The 22,839-nt window shown below is 65.9% G+C and carries 22 protein-coding genes; 3 read left to right on the top strand and 19 right to left on the bottom strand.

Annotated features, from left to right (window positions below):
- Window positions 1-11: 11 nt before the first annotated feature.
- From fliM to fliF, 8 genes are all read right to left on the bottom strand, one after another.
- Window positions 12-1,004, bottom strand: a complete 993-nt coding sequence (gene fliM / locus LSQ66_RS15615; RefSeq protein ID WP_231766119.1) for a flagellar motor switch protein FliM — start codon at window positions 1,002-1,004, stop codon at window positions 12-14.
- Window positions 1,005-1,014: 10 nt separating this feature from the next.
- Entirely contained in the window at window positions 1,015-1,527 is a 513-nt protein-coding gene (gene fliL / locus LSQ66_RS15610) for a flagellar basal body-associated protein FliL (protein ID WP_231766118.1), read from the bottom strand.
- Window positions 1,528-1,652: 125 nt separating this feature from the next.
- Window positions 1,653-3,107: a flagellar hook-length control protein FliK gene (locus tag LSQ66_RS15605; protein ID WP_231766117.1), complete on the bottom strand. Its 1,455-nt coding sequence runs from the start codon at window positions 3,105-3,107 to the stop codon at window positions 1,653-1,655.
- A 28-nt stretch (window positions 3,108-3,135) separates the two neighbouring features.
- Entirely contained in the window at window positions 3,136-3,576 is a 441-nt protein-coding gene (fliJ, locus tag LSQ66_RS15600; protein WP_231766116.1) for a flagellar export protein FliJ, read from the bottom strand.
- Between the two features lie 32 nt (window positions 3,577-3,608).
- Window positions 3,609-5,015, bottom strand: coding sequence for a flagellar protein export ATPase FliI (gene fliI / locus LSQ66_RS15595; protein WP_231766115.1), 1,407 nt, complete (start codon window positions 5,013-5,015; stop codon window positions 3,609-3,611).
- A gap of 1 nt (window position 5,016) precedes the next feature.
- Window positions 5,017-5,778, bottom strand: a complete 762-nt coding sequence (locus tag LSQ66_RS15590) for a flagellar assembly protein FliH (RefSeq protein ID WP_231766114.1) — start codon at window positions 5,776-5,778, stop codon at window positions 5,017-5,019.
- A gap of 23 nt (window positions 5,779-5,801) precedes the next feature.
- Entirely contained in the window at window positions 5,802-6,803 is a 1,002-nt protein-coding gene (fliG, locus tag LSQ66_RS15585) for a flagellar motor switch protein FliG (protein ID WP_231766113.1), read from the bottom strand.
- Window positions 6,804-6,821: 18 nt separating this feature from the next.
- A complete protein-coding gene (fliF, locus tag LSQ66_RS15580) occupies window positions 6,822-8,540 on the bottom strand; it encodes a flagellar basal-body MS-ring/collar protein FliF (protein WP_231766112.1) in 1,719 nt (572 codons plus the stop codon).
- A 242-nt stretch (window positions 8,541-8,782) separates the two neighbouring features.
- Between fliF and fliE the strand changes: the two genes are divergently transcribed.
- Complete coding sequence (gene fliE / locus LSQ66_RS15575; RefSeq protein ID WP_231766111.1) at window positions 8,783-9,142, top strand: flagellar hook-basal body complex protein FliE; 360 nt, start codon at window positions 8,783-8,785, stop codon at window positions 9,140-9,142.
- 66 nt (window positions 9,143-9,208) lie between these two features.
- Here the strand turns inward: fliE and LSQ66_RS15570 are convergent, their stop codons facing one another.
- The 11 genes from LSQ66_RS15570 to LSQ66_RS15520 form a co-directional block, all read right to left on the bottom strand.
- Entirely contained in the window at window positions 9,209-9,973 is a 765-nt protein-coding gene (locus LSQ66_RS15570) for a flagellar brake protein (protein ID WP_231766110.1), read from the bottom strand.
- Window positions 9,973-10,320, bottom strand: coding sequence for an EscU/YscU/HrcU family type III secretion system export apparatus switch protein (locus LSQ66_RS15565; protein WP_231766109.1), 348 nt, complete (start codon window positions 10,318-10,320; stop codon window positions 9,973-9,975). Before LSQ66_RS15565 ends, LSQ66_RS15570 begins: the two co-directional genes overlap by 1 nt.
- A complete protein-coding gene (locus LSQ66_RS15560) occupies window positions 10,310-11,710 on the bottom strand; it encodes a flagellar hook-length control protein FliK (protein WP_231766108.1) in 1,401 nt (466 codons plus the stop codon). The genes LSQ66_RS15565 and LSQ66_RS15560 overlap by 11 nt, the downstream gene beginning before the upstream one ends.
- A 14-nt stretch (window positions 11,711-11,724) precedes the next feature.
- A complete protein-coding gene (locus tag LSQ66_RS15555; RefSeq protein WP_407659529.1) occupies window positions 11,725-12,057 on the bottom strand; it encodes a flagellar protein FliT in 333 nt (110 codons plus the stop codon).
- A gap of 4 nt (window positions 12,058-12,061) precedes the next feature.
- Window positions 12,062-12,514: a flagellar export chaperone FliS gene (gene fliS, locus LSQ66_RS15550; protein ID WP_231766107.1), complete on the bottom strand. Its 453-nt coding sequence runs from the start codon at window positions 12,512-12,514 to the stop codon at window positions 12,062-12,064.
- A 30-nt stretch (window positions 12,515-12,544) separates the two neighbouring features.
- A complete protein-coding gene (fliD, locus tag LSQ66_RS15545; RefSeq protein WP_269449085.1) occupies window positions 12,545-15,217 on the bottom strand; it encodes a flagellar filament capping protein FliD in 2,673 nt (890 codons plus the stop codon).
- Window positions 15,218-15,370: 153 nt separating this feature from the next.
- On the bottom strand, window positions 15,371-15,742 hold the full coding sequence (locus LSQ66_RS15540) for a flagellar protein FlaG (protein WP_231766106.1): 372 nt from the start codon (window positions 15,740-15,742) through the stop codon (window positions 15,371-15,373).
- Between the two features lie 85 nt (window positions 15,743-15,827).
- Complete coding sequence (locus LSQ66_RS15535) at window positions 15,828-17,309, bottom strand: flagellin N-terminal helical domain-containing protein (RefSeq protein WP_231766105.1); 1,482 nt, start codon at window positions 17,307-17,309, stop codon at window positions 15,828-15,830.
- Between the two features lie 303 nt (window positions 17,310-17,612).
- The gene (locus LSQ66_RS15530; protein WP_231766104.1) at window positions 17,613-19,196 is read right to left on the bottom strand and encodes a GGDEF domain-containing protein; all 1,584 of its coding nucleotides are present in this window, start codon (window positions 19,194-19,196) and stop codon (window positions 17,613-17,615) included.
- 127 nt (window positions 19,197-19,323) lie between these two features.
- Entirely contained in the window at window positions 19,324-19,971 is a 648-nt protein-coding gene (locus LSQ66_RS15525; RefSeq protein ID WP_231766103.1) for a response regulator, read from the bottom strand.
- A gap of 9 nt (window positions 19,972-19,980) precedes the next feature.
- Window positions 19,981-21,384 (bottom strand): sensor histidine kinase, encoded by a 1,404-nt coding sequence (locus tag LSQ66_RS15520; RefSeq protein WP_231766102.1) that lies wholly within the window; start codon window positions 21,382-21,384, stop codon window positions 19,981-19,983.
- A gap of 51 nt (window positions 21,385-21,435) precedes the next feature.
- On the opposite strand from LSQ66_RS15520, the gene greB reads away from it, so the two are divergent.
- Window positions 21,436-21,990 carry a transcription elongation factor GreB gene (gene greB, locus LSQ66_RS15515; protein WP_231766101.1) on the top strand — a complete coding sequence of 185 codons (555 nt, stop codon included), beginning with the start codon at window positions 21,436-21,438 and terminating at the stop codon, window positions 21,988-21,990.
- A gap of 131 nt (window positions 21,991-22,121) precedes the next feature.
- Window positions 22,122-22,796 carry a transposase gene (locus tag LSQ66_RS15510; protein WP_231766100.1) on the top strand — a complete coding sequence of 225 codons (675 nt, stop codon included), beginning with the start codon at window positions 22,122-22,124 and terminating at the stop codon, window positions 22,794-22,796.
- Window positions 22,797-22,839 lie beyond the last annotated feature (43 nt).

Genomic DNA, 22,839 nt, shown 5'->3' with positions numbered 1-22,839 from the left:
GTTCTCTCCTGTTACTTCGTGCCCTGGCCGAGATTGTCGCTATTGGCCAGCAGCTTCTCTACCTTGAGGGCATATTGTCCGTTCAGCACGCCATAGGTGCATTCGAGCACCGGCACGCCGTCCACCGTCGCTTCGATGGTTTCCGGAATATTGAGGGGGACGATATCGCCCACCCGCATGTTCAAAATCTCGTCGAAACTGGTCTTGGCCGTGCCCAGGCTGGCCACCAGCTCCACTTCGGCGATCTGGATCTGCTGCGTCATCAGGCGGATCCAGCGCTTGTCCACTTCCAGGGCCTCGCCCTGCAGGGAAGAGGTCAGGGCATCGCGGATCGGCTCGATCATCGAGTAGGGCATGCAGAAGTGGATCTGGCCCGACACCGAACCCAGTTCCACCGTGAAGGTGGAAGCCACCACCACCTCGTTCGGCGTGGCGATGTTGGCGAACTGGGTGTTCATCTCGGAACGGATGTATTCGAACTCCACCGGGAACACCGGCTCCCAGGACTTGGTATAGGCCTCGAACACGATGTCCAGGATGCGCAGGATGATGCGCTGCTCCGTCTGCGTGAAGTCGCGGCCCTCGACCCGGGTATGGAAGCGGCCGTCGCCCCCGAACAGGTTGTCCACCAGCAGGAACACGAGGCCCGGGTCGAAGACCATGAGGGCCGTGCCGCGCAGCGGCTTCATGTGGATCAGGTTCAGGTTGGTCGGCACCACCAGGTTGCGGATGAACTCGCTGTACTTGGACACGCGCACCGAGCCCACCGACACCTCCGCGCTGCGGCGCAGGAAGTTGAACAGGCCCACGCGCAGCAGACGGGCGAAACGCTCGTTGATAATTTCCAGCGTCGGCATCCGGCCACGGACGATGCGCTCCTGCGTGGCCAGGTTGTAGGTCCGTACTCCCGCGACTTCCTCAGGCGCGACGGCGTCGTCCTGATCGCCGTTGACGCCCTTCAGAAGGGCATCAACTTCTTCCTGGGAGAGAAAATTATCCGCCATGACTCAATGACTACTGAATGATAAAGGAGGTAAACAAGACTTCGCTCACGTCCTGCTCGGGTTCGCCGGCCGTGAAGGGCTGCTTCAGGGTCTGCATGATCTCCGTGCTCAACTGCTGCTTGCCTTCCGGCGTATTGATTTCCGATGCATGTTTGCTCGACAGCAGCAGCAGGATACGGCTGCGCACCTTCGGCATGTTTTTCTTGATCAGTTCCACCTGCTCCAGGCCGCCCACCTGCAGGGTAAAGGCCAGCTGCAGGTACTGCTCGCCATCCTCCGGCTGCAGGTTCACGGTAAAGGGCTCGATGGCCACGTACTCGGGCGGCGCCACCTCTTTCTTGGGCGCGCTTTCCTCGGTCTGGTCGCCGCTCTTGTGCAGGAAATACCAGGCTGCGCCGCCGCCGGCCAGGCCGAGCACCAGCACGGCTGCACCGATCATGATCAGCAGCTTCTTCTTCGAACCGGCTACGGGCGCCGCCGCTTCGGGCTTTGCCTCGGCTTTTGCTTTGGGATTCGCTTTCATTCGGGCCTTGCGGAAGTATTGGTTATCGTCGCCATTATGTCATTATCGGCATAAGCCGGGCTGACGGATACGCCGAATAGAGGGCAATACAATGCCCATCTCAAACGTTTCAATATTATAAATTCTTAAGCAAAGGTATCGACCGCACCCAGCACGCTGCGCCGCACGACGGGGGCGGGCGCCTCGGTTTCGGCCGCCACCGAGCCCGCGCCGAAGCGCGCGCCGCCGTTGCCGGAACGGTTCGCGGCCGCTTCCGCAAAGGCCTGCTGCTGGTCCGACATGCCGGACGATACCGTTGCGTTGCCCAGCTGGATACCGGCTTCGCTCATCATTTCTTTCAGTTTCGGCAGGGCGTTCTCGATGGCCTGGCGCACCTCCAGCTCGGCCGAGGAGAAGGTCGCGCTGGCCTGGTCGTTCGACACGTTCAGCACCACCTGCAGCGGGCCAAGGTCCGGCGGGTTCAGGGTCAGCGAGGCGCTCTGGTCGCCGCCCGCCACCATCCATACCACCTTCTGGCCCAGCTGCTGGTCCCAGGCATTGCTGCCCACGCGGGCGTGCAGCTGGTTGGAGGCGGCTGCATTGGCCGCCTGCGCGGTCTGGGCCAGCTGCTGCGCGGCCTGGGGCGCCACGGGCTGCGGCGCGGCGGGTGCGGCGTCCGGCACGGGCGCAGGCGCCGCTTCGGCCTTCATCATCTCGGCTGGCGCGCGCAGGGCGGCGCCCTCGGCGGGCTTGTTTTCGGCACGGGGAGCCTGGACGCCGGCGGCCTGCTCGGGCTTGCCCTGCAGTTCCGCTGGCAGGGTGAAGCCGGTGCCGGCCTTGCCTGCCTTGGCGTCGGCCTTGCCCTCGGCGGTCACCGGTGTCGCATCGGCGGGCGCCACGGCGGCCAGGGCGGCATCCACGGCGGAACGCTCCCCGGCGCTGTCGGCGGCGAGCAGGGAATCGGCTGCCGCAGGCGCGGCGCTCTCCTTGCCCGACGCGCCGATGGCGGCAATCTCCTGCTGGGCGGCGCCGACGGCCGGTGCAGGCTGGGCGGCCTGCTGGATGGCGGCTGCCGCGGCAGCGGCTGCCTGGGCAGCGGTGTTGTCCGCCGCCCCTGCCTGGTTGTAGGCGGCCACCATGGCCAGCATGTCGGTTACGGGGTCCACGGCGGAGCTGTCGGCGCCGACAGCATCGGTGGCGCTGTCGGCCGGGGTGGCGGCTGCCGCCTGTTCCGTGACAGGCTCGGCGGGTTCAGCCGATGCGGCGGCCTGGCTGGCATCGGCGGCGTCCGCCGCCTCCGCCTGCTGGCCTGCCTGGGCGCTGCCCGCCTGTTTCGGGGCCCCGGCGGCATTGGCCTGCTGGCTGCGCGCCTGCTGCGCGGACTGGGCCTGCTGGCGGGACGCCTGGGCTGCGGGTGCGGGGGCGTTGGCCTGCTTGGCGGCCGGACGTGCCGGGGCGGACGCCGGAGCGGAAACCGGCTGGGCTTCCATCTGGCGGGCCAGGGTCAGCTTGAATTGCTGGTCGTCCTCGCCCTGCAGGCCGCTGCGGGCCGGGGAGGGGGAGGTGTTGAGGGCCGGATTCTGGATTGCCTGAGTCTGCATGATATGCGCCGTCTAAAGTGGGGAACGCTCAGCGTTTGTAAAAGGCCTGGCGTGCCGCGTGTTCGTCCATGGCCTTCTGGTCGCGCTTGGCTTCCAGTTTCTGCAACTTCGCTTCCTCGCGGTCGAGCAGCGTCGTGTACGACATGCGCTTGCGCTCTGCCGCCTGCCAATTCGTCTTTTCCAGCTCGCCACGCTTCTGGGTGTGGCGCAGCACCTCCTGCTGGCCGTGGATCGCGCTGTCCAGCTTTTCCATGAAAGCCTGGAAGTTGCGATACGCCATGGGGGTGATGCCAGCCTGCTGGGAGGCTTCGAAGCGGCGCGCGTACTCGTCGCGGTAGCCGATCAGCATGTTCAGCTTCTCTTCCGCATCCTGCACGGCCTTGAGGGCCGCACCCAGCCGTTTCGCCGCGTCGTCGGTCTCCCGGCGCGCCAGATCGATCAGGGTTTCAAGTTGCGTGGTCGAGGCCATGGCTCATTATAGGGAAGGGCCGCGCCATCCCATCAGTCGAATAGCGAGGCTAATTGGCCCAAACTCTGGCCCATGTTGACCTGTTCCGTGATCTGCTGTTGCAAGAATTGCTCGATTTCGCCGTGCAGGTTGATGGCCTCGTCCAGCACGGGGTCGGTGCCCGGCGTGTAGGCGCCCACCGCGATCAGGTCGCGGCTGCGCTCGTAGCGCGAGAACAGCTGCTTGAGGCGGCGCGCCTGGTTCTGGTGCTCGTGCGAGGTGATCGAATGCATGGCGCGGCTGATCGACTGTTCGATGTCGATGGCCGGATAGTGCCCGGCTTCGGCCAGGCGGCGGTTCAGCACGATGTGCCCGTCCAGGATGGCGCGCGCCGAGTCGGCGATGGGGTCTTGCTGGTCGTCGCCCTCGGTGAGCACTGTGTAGAAGGCCGTGATCGAGCCGCCGCCCAGTTCGCCATTGCCCGCCCGCTCCACCAGCACGGGCAGCTTGGCAAAAACGGAAGGCGGATAGCCCTTGGTGGCGGGCGGCTCGCCGATGGCCAGGGCGATCTCGCGCTGGGCCATGGCGTAGCGGGTGAGCGAATCCATGATGAGCAGAACATTCATGCCCTTGTCGCGGAAGTGCTCGGCAATGGCCGTGGAATAGGCGGCGCCCTGCATGCGCATCAGGGGCGGGGTATCGGCCGGGGCCGCCACCACGACGGAGCGGCGCAGGCCTTCCTCGCCCAGGATCTGCTCGATGAACTCCTTGACCTCGCGGCCCCGTTCGCCGATCAGGCCGACGACGATGATGTCCGCCTCCGTATAGCGCGCCATCATGCCCAGCAGCACGGACTTGCCGACGCCGGAGCCCGCGAACAGGCCCATGCGCTGGCCGCGGCCCACGGTGAGCATGGCGTTGATGCAGCGCACGCCCACGTCCAGGGTTTCCACGATGGGCGCGCGGCCCAGGGGATTGGCGGGGCGCACATTGATGGGGGCGCTGTCCGTGGTGTGGATGGGGCCCAGGCCGTCGAGCGGGCGTCCCGCGCCGTCCACCACGCGGCCCAGCAGTTCCTGGCCCACGGGCAGCTGGCGCGCGCGGTCGCTGATGCGCCGGCGCGGATGGGGCGCCGCGCCCGGCTTCGGAATCAGGGGTTCGACGGGGAAGACGCGGGTGCCGGGCACAATGCCTTCCACGTCGCTCTGGGGCATGAGGAAAAGGCGCTCGCCTTCGAAGCCCACCACCTCCGCCTCCACCTTGCCGCCGCTGGGCAGGGGCACGGTGCAGGCCGCGCCCACGGCGAGGCGCAGGCCCACGGCCTCCATCACCAGGCCCGCGACGCGGGTCACGCGGCCCGACACCTGCAGCGGCTCGACGAAGTCGAGCAGGGCGCCGCAGTCGCCGAGGAAGCTGCGCCAGCGTCCGGCGTGCAGCTGGGCTCCTTGCGGGGCGTCCATCTCAGGCCAGCCAGTCCAGGTCTTTGCCGAGCGCGTGGCTCAGGCGGGTCCAGCGCGACTGCACCTGGGCGTCGATCTGGTTGGTGGCGGTGTCGATCTTGCAGCCGCCGCGCTCGATCGTGGGGTCTTCCACCACGCGCCAGCCGCCCTTGTCCAGCTCCTCGCCGATGCCTTCGCGCACCACGGCGGCATCCTCCGGGTTGAGCATGAGCAGGGCGGGCTGCTGCACGGTGGGCAGGTATTCGACGGCCTCGCGCACGATGGGAATGATGAGTTCGGGGCGGGCCGGCAGGGCCTGCTTGAGCATGCCCTTGGCCAGGTGCAGGGCCAGCTCCAGCACGTCGTTGGCGATGAGCTGGTCGGCGCCGCGCAGGGCTTCCGAGAAGTTGGCGGCGATCGATTCCATGGGCGCCAGCAGCTGCTGGGTGGCCGCGCGCCCCGCGTCGAGGGCGGCGGCCTGGCCGTCCGCATGGCCGGCGCGGTAGCCGTCCTCATAGCCCTGCTGGCGCGCCTCCTCGCGGATGGCGGCCAGTTCCTCCTCCGTCGGATATTCCGGCGGCGGCGGGGCGTTGAGCTCGGCCTCGTACTCGGCCTGGCGCGCCGCTTCCTCCGCGGCGGCGGCTTCGGCTTCGGCCGCGGCGGCCGCCGCGGCTTCCTCCTCCTCGCGCTGGCGGGCGGCCACGGCGCTCGGGCGCAGGTCGCCGAAGGACTTCATCTCCCAGCGCTGGAAAGCGGTCTGCTGTTCTTTCGGAATATGGGCCAAACTCTTCCTCGCTCAGTACGGCATCAGACAAACGAATCGTCGCCCTTGCCGCCCAGTACGATCTGGCCTTCGTCGGCCAGGCGGCGCACGATCTGCAGAATCTGCTTCTGCTGCGCTTCAACTTCCGACAGGCGCACGGGGCCCTTCGATTCGAGGTCTTCGCGCATCATTTCGCCGGCACGGGCCGACATGTTCTTGAAGATCTTCTCGCGCAGTTCCTGCGAGGCGCCTTTCAGCGCGATGATCAGCATCTCCGATTGTACTTCGCGCAGCAGAAGCTGGATGCCCCGGTCGTCGATATCGATCAGGTTGTCGAACACGAACATCTCGTCCATGATCTTCTGCGCCATGTCGTTGTCGTAGTTCTTGATATTGTCCATGACGGAGTTTTCCTGCTCGCCGCTCATGAAGTTCAGGATCTCGGCCGCCGCGCGCACGCCGCCCAGGGTGGACTTCTTGATGTTCTCGTTACCCGACAGCAGCTTGGTGAGCACGTCGTTCAGCTCGCGCAGGGCGGCCGGCTGCACGCCGTCCAGGGTGGCGATACGCAGCACCACGTCGTTGCGCAGGCGGTCCGTGAAGTGGCCCAGCACCTCGCAGGCCTGGTCGCGTTCCAGGTGGACCAGGATGGTGGCGATGATCTGCGGGTGCTCGTTGCGGATCAGCTCGGCCACCGAGTTCGAGTCCATCCACTTCAGGCTCTCGATGCCGGAAGCGTCCTTGCCGCCCAGGATGCGCGAGAGCAGCACGGAAGCCTTGTCGTCGCCCAGGGCCTTGGTCAGCACCTGGCGGATGTATTCGTCCGAATCCAGGCCCACGGTGGAGGCGGCCGCGCATTCGTCGCGGAAGTCGTCCATCACCCCCACCACCTGCTCGTGCGGGATGCTCTTCATGGTGGCCATGGCCGCGCCCAGCTTCAGCACCTCGCGCGGGCCGAGGAATTTCATGACCTCGGCGGCCTCGGTTTCGCCCATCGCCAGCATGAGGATGGCGGCTTTCTGCAGTCCGGTATTTTCGGTGCTCATAAATGCTTGACCTTCGGTTTAGTCGTTGTTGCCGATCCACGCCTTGATGACGTTGGCCACGATGCGCGGATCTTCGTTCGCGAGCTTCTTGGCCAGGGCCAGGTTGTCGCGGTAGGTACGGGCCGTGTTCTCTTCCATCTCGGCGATCTGCTGGGCCAGGATCTCCTCCGGCGTCGGGCCCGCCGGCTCGACGATCTCCGGCACTTCCGGCTCCGGCTCGGGCGCGTTGATCTCGTCGATCTTCTTGAAGACCGGACGCATCATCGGGCGCACGATGCGCAGCACCACATACAGCAGGATCAGGGCCGTGATCAGGAACTTGGCCAGCTCCTTGGCCAGGGGCAGGTTGGCCGGATCGCGCCACCAGTCCAGGGCCACGGGCGCCTCGCGGTCCACGCCGTCGAAGGGCGCGTTGGCCACGCTGACGGAGTCGCCGCGGTCCTGGTTGTAGCCCATGGCTTCGCGCACCAGGCTGTTAATCTTGTTCATTTCCTCGGCGCTCAGGGGGCGCACGGTGACCTTGCCCGTTTCCTTGTCCACGATGCGGCGGTAGTTCACCACCACGCCCACCGTCATGCGCTTCAGGCCGGCCATCGCCTTCTGCTCGTAGCGCACGGTCTTGTCCACTTCGTAATTGGTGGTCGATTCCTTGTGGCTGTTGTTCGAGGACGAGGCCGCCACCTGGCCGGCCGGGGTGCCCGGCGCGGCCGCGTCGATGGGCGCGCTGGCGTCGGCCGGCGGCTGGTTCGACAGGGCGCCCGGCACGCCGCCCGGGTTGGCGTTCTGGTTGCCGCTGGTCTCGCTGCTCTGCTGGCTGCGGATGGCGGAGGCGGCGGGCGGCGAATTCGGCTTGTACATCTCGGCCGCCTGCTCGATCTGGGAGAAGTCCACGTCCGCCACGGCTTCGGCGCGCACATTGCCTTCGCCGACGATGGGGGTGACGATGGATTCGACCTGCTTGATCACCTGCTTCTGCAGTTCCTGCACGTATTTCAGCTGGCTGGCGTCCAGGTTCTTGGCATTGTTGCCAGCGCTGCCATTCTTGTTCAGGTCCGACACCAGGGCGCCGGACTGGTCCACCACCGTCACGTTGGCGGGCATCAGTTCCGGCACGCTGGAGGCGACCAGGTGCACGATGGCGCTGGTCTGGGCCGGGTCGATCACGCGGTTGGGGTGCAGGTTCAGCAGCACGGAAGCGGTGGGCTTCTGCTGCTCGCGCACGAAGACGGAAGGCTTGGGCAGGGCCAGGTGCACGCGGGCCGACTGCACGGCGGCGATGGATTCGATGGAACGGGCCAGCTCGCCTTCCAGGGCGCGCTGGTAATTGACCTGCTCCAGGAACTGGGACACGCCCAGCTTCTGGTTCTCCATGAGCTCGAAGCCCACATTGCCGCCCTTGGGCAGGCCCTGGGCAGCCAGGCGCAGGCGCACATCGTGCACCTGCTCGGAAGGCACCAGGATGGCGCTGCCGCCTTCGGAGAACTTGTGCTTGACCTGCATCTGGTCCAGGGCGGCCGTGATGGCGCCGCCGTCGCGGTCGCTGTAATTGGAGAACAGCACCTTGTAATCCGGCTCCTTGTTCCACAGCCAGAGCATCAGGATCACGGCCAGCACGCCGGCCGCGGCGCCGCCGCGGGCCAGGTTCTTGCCCATGGGGGTCTGGAAGAAGGAAGGCTTCTCCTGCGCCTGGTCCTCAGCGGGAGCGTCGATATCGAGTTGTTCGGCGGCTGCTGCCATGAGTGGTTTCCGAATGGTTGTTAAGGGCCTGGGCCACGCCGGGACGGAACGGGCCTGAAGCACATTATCGGTCTCTGAGGCAAGTTTTAATCGCAGGAAAAGAAGCCCGTTTCCCGTCCTCCTCCTGCCTGCATCTGGCGCTGGCGCTGCTATTCTGGAAGCCTGACGGTAGAGCTCATTGTAGCGCGCCCAGGGCCGGCAGCCCTGTGGTTGTTTCGCTATAGCAACAATATGGAGTCAAGATGAAAACAGGCGGCATTGACAGCGGCCAGATCCAGGCCATGATTGCCCAGCTGAAGGCGGCGGCGCAGCGGCCGGAGGCCATGGCGCCGGGCGTATTGCGTCCGGACGCGGCCAATGCGGCCCAGCCTTCCACCAAGGTCGACTTCTCGGCCGCCCTCAAGGGGGCGCTGGACGGCGTGGCCGAGAGCCAGAACAAGGCCGAGGCCCTGGGCAAGCGCTTCCAGATGGGAGACGAATCGGTCAACCTGTCGGACGTGATGATCCAGATGCAGAAGGCGAGCATCAATTTCCAGGCCACGGTCCAGGTGCGCAACAAGCTGGTGCAGGCCTACCACGACATCATGAACATGCAGGTATAAATTGCTTAAAAGGGTCTGTCCCCTTTAAGAAACAAAAAGGAGCCCGGGGTGGCTCCTTTTTGTTTTTCAGCCGAGGCCGGCGAGGCGGGCGTTGCGTTCGCGTTCGAGCTTGGTGATGTAGCGCTGCACGGCGGCCAGGGCGCCGCGGCTGAGGTCGACGAACTGGCAGCCGAGGCGGCGGTTGGTCTTGCCGTTCAGGAGCGTCACTTCCTGCGCGCTGCGGATTTCCAGATCGGTCGTGATCGGGCCGTCCGGCAGGTCGATGCGGCAGTTCTTGAAGATCATGCCCGGCGTGTCGCCCAGCATGAGCTTGGGGTCGAGGATGGCGATGCCGCCGCAGCTGATGTCCGACAGGGGGAAGGTGTTGTCGCCGCCGCCCAGTTCCACCGGAATGGGAATGTGCACCCGCACGGGGTTGGTCACCGGCGTGGCCATGCGGTAGTACTCGCGCCGCTGCAGGCGGATCATGGTGGCGGGAATCGCCACCTGCAGCGCGGCGCGGCCGTCGTATTCCATCTCCTCGGCGCCGTCGCTCGAGAAGAGGATGCGGATCTTGTCCAGCGAGGTCTCGAACTGCAGGGAATGGGCCGCCAGCACCCGGCGCGTCTGGTCGCGGCTGATGGGGCAGTCGAGCACCATATAGCCCTCGTCGGGCTCGACATCGAGGATGGAAGTCACGGCAACGTCGGACTCGCCCCGGACCAGCATGCGCAGCAGCTGGTTCTTCTCGCCGATGTTGCGCAGGAGGGAAACGATTTCGCGGCGCGACTCGACTGTGTAGTCGTGCCAGTTCTCCATTTCCTCGTCAAAATTGATAGGCTGCGCTTGCATCAGTTACCGTTTTCTGGGGTAGTGTTGGGTGGTTCGCTCAAGTCCGGGGCCGGGGGCAGGGGCTGTCCAGACTTTTGCGCCGATTCAATATGATATAACCAGGCCAGCAGTTCTGCAATTACCCGGTAAAGGGCCGGCGGAATTTGGCTGTCGAGGTCCACATCCATGAGAAGGGACACCAGTTCCTTCGATTCATGGATGAAAACGCCGTGCTCTTCGGCCACGGCGATGATCTGTTCCGCCACCAGGCCGCGGCCCTTGGCCACGACCTTGGGCGCGCGCGTGCCTTCCTTGTAGGCCAGGGCCACGGCGCTCTGCAGGGGGCGGCGGGCGTCTTCACTCACCATCGCCTCCTCCTTCGGCCTGGATGCTGAGCGAGGACAGGGGCGAGCCCGCCGCCTCCAGGGCCTGCTGCAGCTGGCCGGCCCAGGCGCGCAGAGTCGCCGCCGTTTCCTCGCTGCCCGCTTCCACCTGCAGGTGCACCTGGCCGCCCGTCAGCGTGACATTGGCCGCCAGCTTGCCCAGCAGGGGGAAGCTGAAACGCAGGCCGCTGCGCCATACCGGCTCGGGTGGGCCGCCGTCTTCGCCCGGCTGCTGCTGTTCGGCTTCGTCGCGCCGCAGCTCCCAGTGCATGGGCTGGCCCGGCCAGGCTTCGCCCTGCCACTGCACCCGCGCGAGTTCCTGGGTGTGCAGCTGCTGGTTGATCAGTTGCGCCCCGCTCAGGTCGGGCCCGCCCTGCGCCTTGGCCGCCGCCTCGCTGGCCGACTGGGCCGCTGCCTGGGCAAAACGCTGCATCTGCGGCTCGCGCGCCAGGTCCTGCAGGGGGCGTTTGCCCTGGGCCCATTCGGCCACATGGGACTCGTAGAAGAGGCCGCTGTCCCCCAGGGCGCGGCGCAGCTGGCCCTCGATCTGCTCGGGATCGGGACTGCCGCCCTGCAGCAGGGGCGCCTTGCCGTTGATGGTCACGGGCACCCCAGGCGCGGTATAGGCGGTGGAGAGGGCGCTGGCGATGGCGCGTGCGGCCGGGCTGAGCGAGGCCTGCGGTGTCGTATGGTCGAGCTGGGGCAGCTGTTCGGCAGGCGTCAGCGGGGCTTTGCTCAGCAGGGCTGCACCGGGGCTCAGGGGCCGGGACGGCACGCCCGGCAGCCCGGCATCCGGCAGGTCGGGCGCCGGCGCTGCGGCGCCGTTGGCTCCCTGGGCTGGCGCGGGCTGGCCAGGCTGGGCGGGTGCGGCTGCTTGCGGCAACCCGGGCGGCATTGCTGGGGCGGGCAGGCTGCCAGGCGGCAGCGCCGCTCCGGGCGCCGGCGTGGGCAGGGGGGCAGGCTGGCCGGATTGCGGCTGGGGCGTGGGACGGGGCGCTGCCTGCGAAGGCAGGCTGTCCGTGTCCGGCAGGCCGGGCGCGCCCTGCGGCAGGGGCGGCGCCTCCTGCGCGGCGGCGGCCTGCACGGGCTGGCCGCCGATCTGGAACATGGGGCGGGGCTGGGCCGCCAGCACGGTCATGGGCACTTCGGCCCCGACCTGGGTGCCTGCGGGAAGCACCATGCGGGCATTGGTGTTGGCGATGCGTACGAGGTAGCTGCCGTCGTCCATCTTCGACAGCACCTCGGCGGCGAGGGATTGGCCCACCAGCGGCGCCAGGGCGCGCTGGAAGGCGGCCTGGCGCGGGTCGACCGAGGAAAGGATGGGACCGGCCGGGGTGAGCGGACGGACTGCCGGGGCGTCCAGGCGGCTGACCACGACGCCCTCCCTGCTCAGACGCCGCCGTAGGCGTTGGCGAGGCGGCGCTCGGCGCCGGTGCTGTTGATCAGGCGCGACAGCTGGGCCATCCAGGGCATGGTCAGGTCGCGCACCTTGCGGTCGTCGTCCAGCATCTTGCGGATGAGGGAGACCTTGCGCTGGCGCTGCTCGCCGTCCAGCTCGATGGCCGCCTCATTGGCCTTCAGCTTCTCCACATGGGCCGTGACGCGCTGCTCCAGCGCTTCCAGGCGGTCCCAGTCGGCGTTCCCGGCGGCCGATACCATCTGGCCCGTCAGTTCGCCCATGGCTGCATACACGGACAGCACTTCTTGATTCGTCATCATCATTGCTTTACACACTCGCGAGAACAGGGGCAGGCTTCTGGCCGTTCAGGGCGCCCGGCACGGCGGCCGGGGCATCGCCGATCTGGTTCCAGGTGTCGCGCAGGTCGGCCAGCAGGCGGTGCACTTCCTCCAGGGCTTCCGGCTGGTTCTGGATATTGCCCGTCAGCAGACGGTTGCTCATGTATTCGTACAGGGCGTCCAGGTTCTGGGCGATGCTGCCGCCCACCTGCTTGTCCAGGCTCGCGCGCAGGCCGTTGTCGATGATCTGGATGGCCTTGGAGATGGCCTTGCCCTTTTCCTCGATATTGCCGGCCTTCATGTGCGTCAGGCCGTTGAGGATGGCCACGATGGCGCCGTCGTAGAGCATGACGATCAGCTTGTGCGGCGAAGCGGCGCTGACCCCCGTTTCGAGGCCGACCTTGGCATAGGCGTTGACGCCGCGTTGCGTGTTTCCGAACATGAGGCTCTCTCCTTCTCAGTCTTGTTGCTTTTAGCTGTTGGCGGCCAGGGCTGCCAGTTGCTGCGACAGGTATTGTTGTGTGGTCTGCATCTGGGACAGGGTGACATCCAGGGCAGTGTATTGCTTGCGGTAGCGTGCTTCGATATCGTCCAGCTTGTCTGCGAACTTCTGGCGCGCGCTGGCGATATCCTTGATCGATTTGTTGATGCCGTCCGTGCGGCTGCTGATCAGGCCCGACTTCGCGAGGAAGGTGGTGGCCAGGTTGTTCAGCTGGTAGGCGTAGCCCTGCGAGAAGCTGACGGTGCCGCGGTCGCCCGTGGTGCCGCCGGTGATGTCCACCTTCAGGCCTTCCACTTCCGAGCCCGCCGCGCCGGTCAGGGTCTGGCCGCTGCCGATCACGGCATGGCCGCCCAGGGTGCCCGCCACGTCCAGGCCCGCCGTCGGCGTGGCGGCGCCGAAGACGCTGTCCACGGTGCTGCCGCTGACGTCGGCCAGCGCGATGTTGGAGGCCGAGCCGTACTTGGACGAGGACAGCACCAGCTTGCCGTCCGCATCGATGCTGGCCGTCACCGCGGCGCCCTTCTTGGAGAAGGCGGCAATGCCGTTGATTGAGGACTGCAGCACCTTGGCCAGTTCCTCCGGCGTGTAGTCGCCCGCCGGGATGGTCACGGTGGCAATATTGCTGCTGCTGCTCGGCACCGTGTCGTTGAGGATCACGGACCAGCTCGTGTCGCTGGCGATGGTGGTCGTGGGCGCCACGGCGGCGTCGCTCTGCAGCGCGCCCTGGGTTGCCATCTGCGTGATCGACAGGGCATAGGTGCCCGGCTTGGTGGCCGAGGTCGAGCTCACGAAGCTGACCTGGTTGTCCGTCGTGTTGCCGATGGCGCCGAACAGGGCGCCGATCTCGTCGAAGTTCTCGTCGATGGCCTTCTGCAGCTTGCCCGAATCGAGGGACAGGGTGCCCGTCTTGTCGAAGGTGATGCCGATCTGGCTCAGCGTGGTAAGGCTGCCGCCGATGCCGGTGACGGAGGTGCCCAGCATGCGGCGCAGCTGCGCCTGCACGGACTGGGCCGTGGCATCGCCCTGCAGGGGGCCCGCCGCCTTCGTGTCGGGATCGTAGGCCGTGAGCTTTTTCAGCGTGCCCGTCAGGTCGTTGTAGGCCTTGACGAAGCCGTTGATATTCTCTTTCAGGGAAGAGGTGTTCTTGCTGATGTTCAGGGAGCTGCTGCCGACCTTGGTCACGGTCAGGCTCACGCCCTGGATCGCCTCGGACACATTGTTCGAATGGGCGCTGACGGCAATGCCGTTCACCGACAGCTTGGTGTCCTGGGCAGCCGAGGTCTGGGTCAGGTTCTGGGCGCCGGCCGGGTCGTAGGCCAGCAGGGCTTCCAGGGCGGCGTCGGCCGGGTCCGGATCCGTGCCCGCGAGCGAGATCTTCATGGAGGCATTGGCGCCCGTGGCCGTCGCCGTAAACACCAGGTGGTAAGGATTGGCGCTGCCGTCGTTGACGATGGTGGCCGTCACGCCGATATTGGCCTTGTTGACGGCGTCGCGGATGCCTTCCAGCGAATTGTTGGTGGAGTCGATCACCACCGTGCCCGAGGCCAGGGTCGCGTCCTGGGTGAAGGCGCCGCTCAGGTAGCTGCCGCCCGTGCCCGCCGTCAGGCCGGCCAGGGCCGGGTTGCTGCCGCCCACGGTGATGGGGCTGGCGTTCGTGGAGCTCAGCACGATGCTGCTGCCCGCCGTGACGGTCGAGCCGCCGTTGGCCGCGCCCGGCGCCAGGCCGATGCCGCCGCTCACGGCCGCCGGGCTGCCCGTCACGGTTTCCTGCACCACCACGTTGGCGCCGTCGGCGCGGGTGAACTGCAGGTCGCCCGCCGCAGCCGTGCCGCTGACGGTGATGCCCGCATTGGTGAGCGCCGTCAGCACGGGGCTGGGATCGGCCAGGGCCGCGTCGATGCCGGCGGCCGTCACGCCGTTCCCGGCCAGCACGCCCGCGCCCTGGGCCGCGATCTGCACGCCGCCCACGGAGAGGGTGTAGCCGCCGTCGGCGCCCGTTTCGATGTCGCCGAAGGTGGCGAACAGGGTGGCCGAGCTGCTGGCTGCGCTGGCGGTGGCCGTGACGCCCGTTGTCGTGCTCTTGGCATTGATGGCTTCAGCCAGGGCGCGCGCGCTGCTGGTGGTGCTGTCGGTGGCGATGGCCGTGCCGTTGATGGTGAGGGCGCCGTTGCCGATGCCGCTGCTCAGGACGCCGGCGCCGAGGGCCGTGCCGTTCAGGCCGAAGTTGCCGCTGCCGATGCTGCCGAACTGGAAGGACAGGGTGGTCCGGGCGCCCAGGCCGATGGCCGACTTGCTGCTGGCCACGCCTGCCGAGGTCAGGGTCTGGGCCTGCGCCAGCTGCTGCACGTTGACGTTGTAGTTGCCCGCCACCGCCTTGGCGCCGGCCGAGGCGCTCAGCACCGTGGCGTCGCCCGCGATGGCGCTCAGGGCCTTGAAGTCGCTGGCCTTGGTCAGGCCGCCCAGGGCGCTCTGGAAGACGCCGATGGCCCCGCTCAGCGAGCCATAGGCGCTGAGCGTGGCCTGGAAGGCGGCCGTCTTCTTGTCGTAGTTCGCCAGCGGCCGCGATTCCGCCTGCATGAGCTGGCTGACGATGCCGTTGACGTCAAGGACGCCTGTGCTGGATGAAACGCCGGAGGTGGCCACGGTTTGCTCCTGAGAAAGCAACAATATAAGTGATTATCGGCAGTTTCAAACGGGACTTGAGAGGGGAAAAGTCCGTCCAGTTCGCCGCTTGCGAAAACGCCAAAGGCCGCCGTCCCGCGGAGGGAGGGCAGCCCGGCTTGTGGGGAGCCTGTTTCAGGCTTCCTGGCTGATCAGCAGGCCTATGCCGCTGTCCAGTGATTTGGCGATCTGCAGCGCTTCCGGCGTGGGGATCTGGCGCAGCACTTCCTTGGTGCTCTGGTCGATCACCTTGACGATGGTGCGCTTGCTGTCGTTGTCGATCGAGAACTCCAGGCTCTGGGACTTGGCCTGCACCGAGCGGTTGATCTGCTCGACGGCCTCTTCCAGCTCGCGCTGGGAAGGCACGGCGGCCTTGGCGGTCACGGCGTCCACGGTCTGGGTGGGGGCGGCGGCGCGGCCGCTCGCCTGGGCAGCGCCGGAGTCCGGCAAATAGCTGCTGCGTTCGGTTTTAGTGCCTGCGGCTGAGGCTATCGCGTCGATAGTCATGGTGCCTCTCCTTCATGGTAAAAGTTCCCCGACTGGAAAAGTCCAGGCGGGGAACCGCTTGCTTGCTACTTTGTTACGCTAGCGATTAGCCGCGCAGCAGGCTCAGCACGCCGTTCGGCAGCGAGTTGGCCTGGGCCAGCATGGCGGTACCGGCCTGTTGCAGGATCTGGCCGCGGGTCAGGCTTGCGGTTTCGGCTGCGAAGTCGGTATCGACGATACGGCTGCGGGATGCGGACAGGTTCTCGGTGGTCGCGCTCAGGTTCGAGATCGCCGACGAGAAGCGGGACTGCAGTGCACCGTAGGCCGCGCGCTGGTTGTTCACGGTCGACAGGGCGGCATCGGCGATCTTGATGGCCAGCTGGGCGCCGTCGAAGGTGGTCACGTCCAGGTCAGCCACCGACTTCAGGGTGGAACCCTGGGCGTTGGTGCCTGCCGCGGCTTCGCCCAGACCCAGGCCGGTGCCGGCGTCGGTGATGGAGAAGCTCGAGTCCGAGTCGAAGGTCACACGGCCGTGGGCCACGGATGCGGTACCGCCGGACGTTGCCTGGGACACCGCTGCAGCTGCCAGCAGGTCGCCATCCGCCTCGTAGGTCGACAGGTCGAAGGTGGTGTTGTTCGAGCCGCTGTTCAGGACCGAAATGTCTTCGCCGGTGGCGTTGGTCAGCTTCAGGCCGCCGTTCTTCTGGTCGTACTGGGCGGTCACGCCGGTTTTGGCCGACTGGGCATTGATGGCGTTGATGGCGCCGGCGTAGTCGGTAGCGGTGCCGGTGGTGCCGGTGCCGCCCACTGCGAAGGAGATCGACACTGCGGTGCTGTTGTCCGAGGTCAGGTCGATCTTGTAGGACTCGCCGCCTTCCAGCTTCATGTTCACTTCGGTTTTTGCCGTAGCGGTCACGCCGGTGTCGGAGGTCAGCTTGTTCACTTCAGCCGCGATGGACTTGGCGGTGTCGGTAGCGGTGGAGGTGTAGCTCTTCGAGCCGCGGGAACCGCTGACGGTCAGCTGGCCGCCGGCGAGGGCGGTGTCGACCTGCACAGCGTCGTTTTCCAGACGGTTGTTGCCGTAGGTGTTGGTCAGGAAGTTCGCGCCGTTTGCCGAGATCAGCTGGTTGGCATCCGCACCGATCTGGAAGTTCGCCGTACCCATCGTGCCATCCAGCAGGGCCTGGCCGTTGAAGGTGGTGGTCTGGGCGATGCGGTTCAGTTCCTGGGACAGCTGGCCAACTTCGGTCTGCAGAGCCTGACGGTCCGAAGCGGAGTTGGTGGCGTTCGAGGACTGCACTGCCAGTTCGCGGATACGCTGCAGGATGTCGCCCGAGGAGGACAGTGCGCCTTCGGCCGTTTGAGCCAGGGACACGCCGTCGTTCGCATTGCGGGTTGCCTGGTTCATACCGCGGATCTGGGAAGACATACGGTCGGAAATTGCCAGACCTGCAGCATCGTCCTTGGCGCTGTTAATGCGCAGACCCGAGGACAGGCGCTGCAGGGACGTGTTCAGGCTCGACTGCGACATGCTCAGGTTGCGTTGCGAGTTCAGCGAAGCGATGTTGGTATTGATAACTGAGGCCATGGTAATTCTCCAAAACTTGTACTACTGATTGGGCAGTTTGCTCTTCAACTTTGGCCCGCTCCGCTGTACTGGAACGATCAAGCCGCTGTTGTTTTGGGTAACGGTTGCCCATGGGGAAGCTTTAGGGAGAAATGAGAGGGAAAATTTGCGGTTTTCACTCTCAAGCGAGGTCGATTGCGCCCGCTTAAACGGCCCGGTTTTGGCGATCTTTAGGCCGAAAAAAAGTTTTTTTTCACGCGAAAAAAATGGCCCGGAAATGAAAAAGCCCGCCGGGAGGCGGGCCGGGGAGGGCGGGAACCATGGCTAATCGGCCACCACCACCCGGTTCTTGCCGGTCTTCTTGGCAATATACATGGCCGCGTCGGCGCGCTTGACCAGCTCCGTCTGCTCCTCGTGGGGGCGGCGCAGGGCCACGCCCGCGGAGAAGGTGATCAGCACCTTCTCGTTCTCGTGCATGAAGAAGTGGCGGGTGAGCTCGCGCTGCAGGCGGGTCATGGTGGCCACGGCGGCCTCGATGGTGGTCTCGGGCAGCAGGATGAGGAATTCCTCGCCGCCGAAGCGGGCGATCACGTCCATCGAGCGCAGGGTGTCCTTGACGATCTTGACCAGGTGCTTCAGGGCGCCGTCGCCCGCGATATGGCCGTAGGTGTCGTTGAGCTTCTTGAAATCGTCCAGGTCCAGCACGGCGATGCACAGGGGCGTGTTGCGCCGCTCCGAGCGCGCCGTTTCGCGCTCGAACACATCGTCCAGGCCGCGCCGGTTCAGGCTGCCCGTCAGCTGGTCTTCGCGCACCAGCTCGCTCATATGCTGCAGCTTCGCTTCCAGCTGGTGGATGCGGGCCTCGGCGTCCTCCACTTCCTTGCGCGCCGTCACCATATTGTCGCGCGCCTTGAGGGCCTCGTCCTGCACCAGGCGGGTTTCGTGCAGCACCTCGTCCAGGATCTTGTTCAGTTCCGTGATGTTCTCGGCCTTGCTGATCTTCACCGAATAGCCGCCGATCTTCTCGTGGAAGTTGCCGGTGGACACAGCCACCGAGCCCAGGCGGTCGATAAAGGTCATCATCATGTTCTTCACGGTGGCCTTGACGTCGGCAATGCCGTGCTTGAGCTGGCCCTGCTTGTAGATCACGTCCTTCAGGCTGCGCGTGGCTTCCTCCAGGGCGCGCTGGTCGATGGGGCCGGAGATCAGCTCCTGCACGGCGTCGATCTGGCCGCGCAGCCAGGAATCGTCGTCCAGCAGGCCGCTCACGTTCTCGAGCAGCAGGCGGAACAGGCGCAGCAGCAGCTCCTGCTGCTCGCCGATGTCGCCGCTGCGCAGCTCGATCTGGTAGCACAGCTGCTTGAGGCGCACGGCGATCTCGGACAGGGCGGCCTCCGTGTGGGCCTCGCGGGTGGCCGCGCCCAGGGCCTCGGCTTCCTCCACCAGCTTGGGCGTGCCGCTCAGCAGGGAGGCCACGGCGAAGGTGAGGGTGCGGCTCAGCAGGTCGCGCAGCAGGCGCGTCTGCTCATTTTCCGGCAGGGGCGCCAGCTCGATGCCGCCGCGCTTGACGGGACGTTCCGCCAGCTCGGACAGGGCGCGGGCATAGCTGTCCCAGTCGCGCGCCTTGACGGCGCGGTTGAAGCGGCGGCCGAACTCGGCCAGGTCGCCCGGCTGTTCGGTCAGGCGGGCGGCAAACTGGCTCAGCATGTTCTCCGGGCCCGGGTCGGCCGGTTCGGCCGTGCCCGCCAGAGGCGGCGGCGCGGGCGGCGTGGTCCCCGCGATTTCGTAATAGATCTCGGTGTAGGCTTCAGGCGTCGGGGCGATGCGGCGGGTGGCCAGGCGGCGGAAGGCTTCGCGGGCAATGTCGGCCGGGTTCTGGCCAGGGCTTGCAGGTGGTTTGCTCGACATCTGAGGTACTGCCTTTACAAAAGATTACCGATAGCCTGAATCTTATGGTACTGCTGAGCTGGTCAATCGGGCAATAAGCGGGCTCTTCAGTACTTACTTTTCGGCATGGCTTTTGCCTTGATAGTAATTATTCAATGAGATGGTTGCGGATGGCGTAGTGCGTCAGTTCGGCGCTGTTCTTCAGCTTCATTTTCACCAGCAGGCGGGCCCGGTACTCGCTCACCGTTTTCACCGACAGCGACAGCTCCTTGGCGATCGCGCCCACCGTCATGCCGGAGGCGATCATGGTCAGGGTCTGGTACTCCCGGTCCGACAGCGTCTCGTGCAGGGCCGCTTCGTGGTCGTCGCCCACATGCTTGGCCAGTTCCTGGGCCAGGGCGGGGCTGATGTACTTCAGGCCGCCCGCCACGGTGCGGATGGCGTTCACCAGCTCGCGCGGCGCGCTCTGCTTGGTGAGATAGCCCGCCGCGCCCGCCTTCAGGGAGCGGATGGCGTACTGGTCCTCGCGGTGCATGGACAGCATGAGCACCTGCAGCTCCGGCTTCTCCTTCTTCAGCTGCTTGAGCACCTCGATGCCGCTGCGGTCGGGCATGGAGATATCCAGCAGCACCACCTGGGCGCCGGACTTGCGGAACAGGCGCAGCGCATCGCTGCCGTTCTCGGCCTCGCCCGCCACGACGATATCGCGGGTATCGGCCAGAATCTGCTTCAGGCCCTCGCGCACGATGGCATGGTCGTCCGCGATGAAGACCTTGATGACGCTTTTCTCAGACATGCACTCTCGCTATCTCGTTACTGCAACTTCTTGACCACTTATTGTATCGCGCGGCCGGGGTATTTTGATCGCGACAACAGTCCCGCCCCCCGGGGCGTGGCTCAGCGTTAACGTTCCGTTCAGGGCGCGCGCCCGTTCCGCCATGCCGCGCAGGCCGAAGGAGGCGGGCTTGCCGCGGTCGGCGGGGCCGATACCCTTGCCGTTGTCCGTGATCTTCAGCGCAATATGCTGGCGGGTGGGCGCCAGGCGCACGGAGACGCGCGAGGCCTGGGCGTGCTTGGCGATGTTGGTGAGCGCCTCCTGCACGATGCGGAAGAGGGCGGTGGCGCTGTCCGCATCCAGGGCCACTTCCGGCTCGCTGGACTGGAAGCTGCAGGCCAGGCCCGCCTGGCTGGCGAACTCCTTCACCTGCCACTCCAGGGCCGCGACGAGGCCGAAATCCAGGATGGAAGGGCGCAGGTCGAGGGTAATGCGGTGGGCGGCGTCGATGGTGCGGTCCACCAGTTCATCCACATAGGCCGCCTTCTGGTGCAGGGCGGGCTCCTCCGGCAGGCGCGCCGCCAGCATGGCCAGGGCCATCTTGATGGCCGTGAGATTGCCGCCCAGGTCATCGTGGATTTCGCGGGCGATGCGGGTGCGCTCCTGCTCCTTCACCTTCTCGCTGTGGGCCGTGAGCTCGGCCAGGCGGGCGCGGCTGGCACGCACCTCCATCTGCTCCAGCTTGGACTCCGTGATATTGGTCATGATGCCCTCCCACTGCACGGCGCCATCGGCCAGCCTGTGCGGGGTGGAGCGCAGGTTGATCCACTTCACATCCTTCCAGGCATCGATCCAGATGCGGCCCTCCCAGTTCCAGCTCCACAGCGAAGCGGCGGACGCGCGCATCGACTCCAGGTAGGACGGCCGGTCCTCCGCCAGCACCAACTGCAGGAAGCGCTCCGGCTCGGCATGCAGCTGGGCGGCGGGCAGGCCCAGCAGCGCCTGGCAGCCCTCGCTCAGGTAAGGGAAGGCCACGCGGCCGTCGGCATGCTGGCGGAACTGGTAGACCAGGCCCGGGGTATGGGACACGATGGCATCGAAGCGCGCCTGCACCTGCTGCAGGGCCGCGTCTTCGGCCATGAGCAGCAGCAGGGTGCGGCCCTCGCCGTGGGTCGACAGCAGGCGCAGGGTGGCCGGATAGCTGCTGCCGTCGGCGCGGCGCAGGGTGGCGGCCCGGTCCGGGCCATCCAGCGGCGGTGCGAGGGGCGCGAGCACGGGCAGCTGCAGGCTGGCCAGGGCCTCCTCGGCGTAGCCCGTCTGGCGCAAGGCCGCGGGATTGGCGGCGACGCAGCGCAGCGAATCCGGATCGAAGAGAAAGAGTTCGCTGCGCGTGGATTGCCAGATCGCGTCCAGGCAGGAAGGGGCTTGGCTCATAAATGTGTACAATCGGTCAGCATTCGCTGGATGATACGTGACACCCGCAACATGAACAAAGCATTCGTAAAAGAAACCGACAACGAGGACGAGGACGACATCGCCCAGGCCCCGGCGATCCCGCCCGGCTCGAAGAACTACATGACGCCGGCGGGCTATGCCCGCATCAAGGCCGAGCTGCTGCAGCTGATCGACGTCGAGCGGCCGGAGGTGGTGAAGGTGGTGCACTGGGCCGCCTCGAACGGCGACCGTTCCGAGAACGGCGACTACATCTACGGCAAGCGGCGCCTGCGCGAGATCGACCGCCGCATCCGTTTCCTCACCAAGCGGCTCGACCTGGCCGAAGTGGTCGACCCCAGCGTGCACCATGGCAGCGACCAGGTCTTCTTCGGCGCCACGGTCACCTATGCCAATGAGGACGGTGACGAAAACACCATCACGATTGTAGGGATCGACGAATTCGACCCCCTGAAAGGGAAGGTCAGCTGGATCTCCCCCATTGCCCGCACGCTGACGAAAGCGCGGGAAGGCGACACGGTCGTCCTCCACACCCCCAAGGGCCCCGAGCAGCTCGACATCCTCGAAGTTTCCTACCCCTCCCCATAATTTCTTAAAGGGGACAGACCCCTTTAAGAAATAAATTCTAGGGCACCATCGTTTCTTAAAGGGGACGGACCCCTTTAAGAAATTTTCGTCGCTATTTGAGATGCAGCAGGGAGTGTTACTGATGAGCTGTCATGATTATGGAGATCGTGACTCTGGAGGTGCGTATGCCGCGTCGTGCACGCTTGCTGCTGCCGGGAATGCCATTGCATATCGTCCAGCGAGGGCACAATCGGCAGCAATGCTTCTTCAATCAGACGGACTATTTGTTTTTCCTCAGCCTGCTTCAGGATTTTGCGGGACGCCTGAACTGTCCCATCCACGCCTACGTCCTGATGACGAATCACGTGCACGTACTGGCCTCTTTCAGCGAACTGACCGATATCGCTTGTGTAATGAAGGGGGTAGCCCAGGAGTACGCGCAATACATCAATCGCCGTGCTGGCCGCACCGGCGCGCTGTGGGAAGGCCGATACCGCTCCTGTCCCGTGCCAACGGAGCGTTATGTGATGGCTTGCCAGCGATATATCGAGCTGAACCCCGTGCGTGCGGGCATGGTGGATTCGCCAGAGCTCTACCGTTGGTCAAGCTATAACGGGAATGCGGGATTCCGCGAGGATCCATTACTCACCCCGCATTTTCTCTATGAAGGCCTGGCTCCCGACCCGGGTGAACGGCACGAATGTTACCGCCAGCTGTTCCGCCGCCCGCTCACAGTGAAGCAACTCGAGGAGTTGCGCGGCAGCATTAACTGCGGGCACGTGCCTGGTGCATCGGGCGGTAAACGGGGGCGTCGTTGGAACAACTAGGAACATTTCTTAAAGGGGACTCGGCGTCCCCGTCTGTCCCTTT

The sequence above is a fragment of the Massilia endophytica genome (assembly GCF_021165955.1).
Taxonomy (GTDB): domain Bacteria; phylum Pseudomonadota; class Gammaproteobacteria; order Burkholderiales; family Burkholderiaceae_D; genus Rugamonas; species Rugamonas endophytica.
The sequence above is the reverse complement of the archived record's forward strand: the minus strand, read 5'-3'. Positions and strand labels throughout refer to the sequence as shown.